We start from the raw sequence: 5,386 nt of genomic DNA on the forward strand, positions 1-5,386 counted from the left end.
CAGGCCACAACCAACCAGAACGTGAAAAAGCGTCCTGCGTGTAGCGAACTGCGATGGGCATACTGTAACCATAAGGCCACGTATTTTGCAAGCTATTTAACTGGCGGCGATTGCGTACCCGACGACCAAAATTAGGGTCAACGCTACCTGTAGGAAGTGTCCGCATAAAGTGCACCGCATGGAAATGAAGACGGCCATTAGCTGTACCATACTCAGGCACACAAAAATACTGATAGCAGTCGGCGTGTGAATCATTAGCCTTGCGACCCTCGGCAGCAAGAACCATACGACCAATATCACGAAAATAGTCACGCAAAGCATTGGGATTATCATAAAACGCCTCTAATCGGTCGTCAGCCAACGTGAGAGTGTCAAAAACGATAAACCAACCATCAGCATGAGCCTGTCGCATTGCATTCATCAAACGCTGAATAGCAAAGCCTCTACGCGATTTCATAGTGGAGGCCTCCAGCAATCTTGAACACTCATCCTTAATACCTTTCTTTTTGGGGTAATTATACTCATCGCGAATATCCTTAAGAGGGCGTTCAGCAGCCAGCTTGCGGCAAAACTGCGTAACCGTCTTCTCGTTCTCTAAAAACCATTTTTCGTCCCCTTCGGGGCGGTGGTCTATAGTGTTATTAATATCAAGTTGGGGGAGCACATTGTAGCATTGTGCCAATTCATCCATTAACTTCTCAGTAACAGATACAAACTCATCACGAACGTCAGAAGCAGCCTTATGGCCGTCAACATACATATCACCATTATCGAACTCAACGCCCTGCATACGAAAAGACAGAATCTCTTCCAAGAGCTTGATGCGGTTATCCATCTGCTTATGGAAGCCAAGCATTGGGGATTGAGAAAGAGTAGAAATGCCACAAGCCTCAATAGCAGGTTTAAGAGCCTCGATACGCTCAAAGTCAAAATAATCAGCGTGACATTCAGAAGGGTAATAAGAACGAACCATAAAAAAGCCTCCAAGATTTGGAGGCATGAAAACATACAATTGGGAGGGTGTCAATCCTGACGGTTATTTCCTAGACAAATTAGAGCCAATACCATCAGCTTTACCGTCTTTCCAGAAATTGTTCCAAGTATCGGCAACAGCTTTATCAATACCATGAAAAATATCAACCACACCAGAAGCAGCATCAGTGACGACATTAGAAATATCCTTTGCAGTAGCGCCAATATGAGAAGAGCCATACCGCTGATTCTGCGTTTGCTGATGAACTAAGTCAACCTCAGCACTAACCTTGCGAGTCATTTCTTTGATTTGGTCATTGGTAAAATACTGACCAGCCGTTTGAGCTTGAGTAAGCATTTGGCGCATAATCTCGGAAACCTGCTGTTGCTTGGAAAGATTGGTGTTTTCCATAATAGACGCAACGCGAGCAGTAGACTCCTTCTGTTGATAAGCAAGCATCTCATTTTGTGCATATACCTGGTCTTTCGTATTCTGGCGTGAAGTCGCCGACTGAATGCCAGCAATCTCTTTTTGAGTCTCATTTTGCATCTCGGCAATCTCTTTCTGATTGTCCAGTTGCATTTTAGTAAGCTCTTTTTGATTCTCAAATCCGGCGTCAACCATACCAGCAGAGGAAGCATCAGCACCAGCACGCTCCCAAGCATTAAGCTCAGGAAATGCAGCAGCAAGATAATCACGAGTATCCTTTCCTTTATCAGCGGCAGACTTGCCACCAAGTCCAACCAAATCAAGCAACTTATCAGAAACGGCAGAAGTGCCAGCCTGCAACGTACCTTCAAGAAGTCCTTTACCAGCTTTAGCCATAGCACCAGAAACAAAACTAGGGACGGCCTCATCAGGGTTAGGAACATTAGAGCCTTGAATGGCAGATTTAATACCAGCATCACCCATGCCTACAGTATTGTTATCGGTAGCAAGCACATCACCTTGAATGCCACCGGAGGCGGCTTTTTGACCGCCTCCAAACAATTTAGACATGGCGCCACCAGCAAGAGCAGAAGCAATACCGCCAGCAATAGCACCAAACATAAATCACCTCACTTAAGTGGCTGGAGACAAATAATCTCTTTAATAACCTGATTCAGCGAAACCAATCCGCGGCATTTAGTAGCGGTAAAGTTAGACCAAACCATGAAACCAACATAAACATTATTGCCCGGCGTACGGGGAAGGACGTCAATAGTCACACAGTCCTTGACGGTATAATAACCACCATCATGGCGACCATCCAAAGGATAAACATCATAGGCAGTCGGGAGGGTAGTCGGAACCGAAGAAGACTCAAAGCGAACCAAACAGGCAAAAAATTTAGGGTCGGCATCAAAAGCAATATCAGCACCAACAGAAACAACCTGATTAGCGGCGTTGACAGATGTATCCATCTGAATGCAATGAAGAAAACCACCATTACCAGCATTAACCGTCAAACTATCAAAATATAACGTTGACGATGTAGCTTTAGGTGTCTGTAAAACAGGTGCCGAAGAAGCTGGAGTAACAGAAGTGAGAACCAGCTTATCAGAAAAAAAGTTTGAATTATGGCGAGAAATAAAAGTCTGAAACATGATTAAACTCCTAAGCAGAAAACCTACCGCGCTTCGCTTGGTCAACCCCTCAGCGGCAAAAATTAAAATTTTTACCGCTTCGGCGTTATAACCTCACACTCAATCTTTTATCACGAAGTCATGATTGAATCGCGAGTGGTCGGCAGATTGCGATAAACGGTCACATTAAATTTAACCTGACTATTCCACTGCAACAACTGAACGGACTGGAAACACTGGTCATAATCATGGTGGCGAATAAGTACGCGTTCTTGCAAATCACCAGAAGGCGGTTCCTGAATGAATGGGAAGCCTTCAAGAAGGTGATAAGCAGGAGAAACATACGAAGGCGCATAACGATACCACTGACCCTCAGCAATCTTAAACTTCTTAGACGAATCACCAGAACGGAAAACATCCTTCATAGAAATTTCACGCGGCGGCAAGTTGCCATACAAAACAGGGTCGCCAGCAATATCGGTATAAGTCAAAGCACCTTTAGCGTTAAGGTACTGAATCTCTTTAGTCGCAGTAGGCGGAAAACGAACAAGCGCAAGAGTAAACATAGTGCCATGCTCAGGAACAAAGAAACGCGGCACAGAATGTTTATAGGTCTGTTGAACACGACCAGAAAACTGGCCTAACGACGTTTGGTCAGTTCCATCAACATCATAGCCAGATGCCCAGAGATTAGAGCGCATGACAAGTAAAGGACGGTTGTCAGCGTCATAAGAGGTTTTACCTCCAAATGAAGAAATAACATCATGGTAACGCTGCATGAAGTAATCACGTTCTTGGTCAGTATGCAAATTAGCATAAGCAGCTTGCAGACCCATAATGTCAATAGATGTGGTAGAAGTCGTCATTTGGCGAGAAAGCTCAGTCTCAGGAGGAAGCGGAGCAGTCCAAATGTTTTTGAGATGGCAGCAACGGAAACCATAACGAGCATCATCTTGATTAAGCTCATTAGGGTTAGCCTCGGTACGGTCAGGCATCCACGGCGCTTTAAAATAGTTGTTATAGATATTCAAATAACCCTGAAACAAATGCTTAGGGATTTTATTGGTATCAGGGTTAATCGTGCCAAGAAAAGCGGCATGGTCAATATAACCAGTAGTGTTAACAGTCGGGAGAGGAGTGGCATTAACACCATCCTTCATGAACTTAATCCACTGTTCACCATAAACGTGACGATGAGGGACATAAAAAGTAAAAATGTCTACAGTAGAGTCAATAGCAAGGCCACGACGCAATGGAGAAAGACGGAGAGCGCCAACGGCGTCCATCTCGAAGGAGTCGCCAGCGATAACCGGAGTAGTTGAAATGGTAATAAGACGACCAATCTGACCAGCAAGGAAGCCAAGATGGGAAAGGTCATGCGGCATACGCTCGGCGCCAGTTTGAATATTAGACATAATTTATCCTCAAGTAAGGGGCCGAAGCCCCTGCAATTAAAATTGTTGACCACCTACATACCAAAGACGAGCGCCTTTACGCTTGCCTTTAGTACCTCGCAACGGCTGCGGACGACCAGGGCGAGCGCCAGAACGTTTTTTACCTTTAGACATTACATCACTCCTTCTGCACGTAATTTTTGACGCACGTTTTCTTCTGCGTCAGTAAGAACGTCAGTGTTTCCTGCGCGTACACGCAAGGTAAACGCGAACAATTCAGCGGCTTTAACCGGACGCTCGACGCCATTAATAATGTTTTCCGTAAATTCAGCGCCTTCCATGATGAGACAGGCCGTTTGAATGTTGACGGGATGAACATAATAAGCAATGACGGCAGCAATAAACTCAACAGGAGCAGGAAAGCGAGGGTATCCTACAAAGTCCAGCGTACCATAAACGCAAGCCTCAACGCAGCGACGAGCACGAGAGCGGTCAGTAGCAATCCAAACTTTGTTACTCGTCAGAAAATCGAAATCATCTTCGGTTAAATCCAAAACGGCAGAAGCCTGAATGAGCTTAATAGAGGCCAAAGCGGTCTGGAAACGTACGGATTGTTCAGTAACTTGACTCATGATTTCTTACCTATTAGTGGTTGAACAGCATCGGACTCAGATAGTAATCCACGCTCTTTTAAAATGTCAACAAGAGAATCTCTACCATGAACAAAATGTGACTCATATCTAAACCAGTCCTTGACGAACGTGCCAAGCATATTAAGCCACTTCTCCTCATCCAACGCGTCAGTTTTTGACAGAATCGTTAGTTGATGGCGAAAGGTCGCAAAGTAAGAGCTTCTCGAGCTGCGCAAGGATAGGTCGAATTTTCTCATTTTCCGCCAGCAGTCCACTTCGATTTAATTCGTAAACAAGCAGTAGTAATTCCTGCTTTATCAAGATAATTTTTCGACTCATCAGAAATATCCGAAAGTGTTAACTTCTGCGTCATGGAAGCGATAAAACTCTGCAGGTTGGATACGCCAATCATTTTTATCGAAGCGCGCATAAATTTGAGCAGATTTGTCGTCACAGGTTGCGCCGCCAAAACGTCGGCTACAGTAACTTTTCCCAGCCTCAATCTCATCTCTCTTTTTGCGTTCTGCTTCAATATCTGGTTGAACGGCGTCGCGTCGTAACCCAGCTTGGTAAGTTGGATTAAGCACTCCGTGGACAGATTTGTCATTGTGAGCATTTTCATCCCGAAGTTGCGGCTCATTCTGATTCTGAACAGCTTCTTGGGAAGTAGCGACAGCTTGGTTTTTAGTGAGTTGTTCCATTCTTTAGCTCCTAGACCTTTAGCAGCAAGGTCCATATCTGACTTTTTGTTAACGTATTTAGCCACATAGAAACCAACAGCCATATAACTGGTAGCTTTAAGCGGCTCACCTTTAGCATCAA

The 5,386-nt window shown here is 44.7% G+C and carries 10 protein-coding genes; all 10 read right to left on the reverse strand.

The window, feature by feature from the left end; genetic code table 11:
• Positions 1-691 (reverse strand): replication endonuclease (locus tag CAP_RS56100; RefSeq protein WP_503129133.1); only part of this gene is annotated, 691 nt, incomplete at its 3' end.
• The gene (locus CAP_RS56105) at positions 691-1,008 is read right to left on the reverse strand and encodes a hypothetical protein (protein ID WP_002249885.1); all 318 of its coding nucleotides are present in this window, start codon (positions 1,006-1,008) and stop codon (positions 691-693) included. The genes CAP_RS56100 and CAP_RS56105, both read right to left, overlap by 1 nt.
• A 28-nt stretch (positions 1,009-1,036) precedes the next feature.
• Positions 1,037-2,023: a Minor spike protein gene (locus tag CAP_RS56110; protein ID WP_000466547.1), complete on the reverse strand. Its 987-nt coding sequence runs from the start codon at positions 2,021-2,023 to the stop codon at positions 1,037-1,039.
• Between the two features lie 8 nt (positions 2,024-2,031).
• Positions 2,032-2,559, reverse strand: coding sequence for a hypothetical protein (locus tag CAP_RS56115; RefSeq protein ID WP_000487867.1), 528 nt, complete (start codon positions 2,557-2,559; stop codon positions 2,032-2,034).
• A gap of 110 nt (positions 2,560-2,669) precedes the next feature.
• Positions 2,670-3,953, reverse strand: coding sequence for a major capsid protein (locus tag CAP_RS56120; RefSeq protein ID WP_000065572.1), 1,284 nt, complete (start codon positions 3,951-3,953; stop codon positions 2,670-2,672).
• Between the two features lie 36 nt (positions 3,954-3,989).
• Positions 3,990-4,106: a phage DNA packaging protein J gene (locus tag CAP_RS56125; RefSeq protein WP_000033471.1), complete on the reverse strand. Its 117-nt coding sequence runs from the start codon at positions 4,104-4,106 to the stop codon at positions 3,990-3,992.
• Positions 4,106-4,564 (reverse strand): scaffolding protein D, encoded by a 459-nt coding sequence (locus CAP_RS56130; RefSeq protein WP_000084700.1) that lies wholly within the window; start codon positions 4,562-4,564, stop codon positions 4,106-4,108. Before CAP_RS56130 ends, CAP_RS56125 begins: the two co-directional genes overlap by 1 nt.
• Positions 4,561-4,800, reverse strand: a complete 240-nt coding sequence (locus CAP_RS56135; RefSeq protein WP_016670801.1) for a phage DNA packaging protein C — start codon at positions 4,798-4,800, stop codon at positions 4,561-4,563. Before CAP_RS56135 ends, CAP_RS56130 begins: the two co-directional genes overlap by 4 nt.
• Positions 4,733-4,885: a hypothetical protein gene (locus CAP_RS56140; RefSeq protein ID WP_435988044.1), complete on the reverse strand. Its 153-nt coding sequence runs from the start codon at positions 4,883-4,885 to the stop codon at positions 4,733-4,735. The genes CAP_RS56135 and CAP_RS56140 overlap by 68 nt, the downstream gene beginning before the upstream one ends.
• Positions 4,818-5,386 (reverse strand): hypothetical protein (locus CAP_RS56145; protein WP_081865858.1); only part of this gene is annotated, 569 nt, incomplete at its 5' end. The genes CAP_RS56140 and CAP_RS56145, both read right to left, overlap by 68 nt.

The sequence above is a fragment of the Chondromyces apiculatus DSM 436 genome, from assembly GCF_000601485.1.
Classification (GTDB): domain Bacteria; phylum Myxococcota_A; class Polyangia; order Polyangiales; family Polyangiaceae; genus Chondromyces; species Chondromyces apiculatus.